Raw genomic sequence first — 597 nt, forward strand, 5'->3', positions numbered from 1 at the left:
CTCGATAAACATATCTTATTTCAGATTCTCCATTTGCCAACGAGATTTTACCATTTACTGTCGCTTATTGCTAAGCTCCAGTTCCGCTTGGTGAAATTATAGATTTTAATTTAAAATCAGGAATTTTACATAGCTAATAAAATCTCATTTCGCAGTTCTATATTCAGTTTTCAAGGTACATCAGCTACTTGCGTAGCTCCATAAGGGATTTGTGGGTTGCCCTCACAGGCAACCTGTGGTGGGCTGAAATGGACTCGAACCATCGACCTCTCGGTTATCAGCCGAGTGCTCTAACCAGCTGAGCTATCAGCCCAAATGGTGGAGATAAAGGGATTCGAACCCTTGACCCCCTGCTTGCAAAGCAGGTGCTCTCCCAACTGAGCTATACCCCCGCGCTTTTGCGTTTCGGGTTTCGCTGTCCTTTATGCTTTGAGGTTATCTGCAGCCTTTATTCATGGTCGCCTGTTCGGCTCCCTCTAAACAAGGCTATCGGCTCGCTCATCGCTCCGCCGACTTTTGGCCTTTTGAGGCCAAAAGCAAGACCCTCAAAATTGAACAATACTGAAACTGTGTTCCTGTCCAAAGTCATTTAGACCA

The 597-nt window shown here is 45.4% G+C and carries 2 tRNA genes; both read right to left on the minus strand.

From position 1 onward, the window contains the following. Nucleotides 1–236: 236 nt before the first annotated feature. Nucleotides 237–313: transfer RNA gene (locus NE623_RS14445), tRNA-Ile, on the minus strand. A gap of 3 nt (nucleotides 314–316) precedes the next feature. Next, nucleotides 317–392, minus strand: a tRNA-Ala gene (locus NE623_RS14450). Nucleotides 393–597 lie beyond the last annotated feature (205 nt).

The sequence above is a fragment of the Gemmiger formicilis genome (assembly GCF_024462815.1).
Taxonomy (GTDB): Bacteria; Bacillota; Clostridia; order Oscillospirales; family Ruminococcaceae; genus Gemmiger.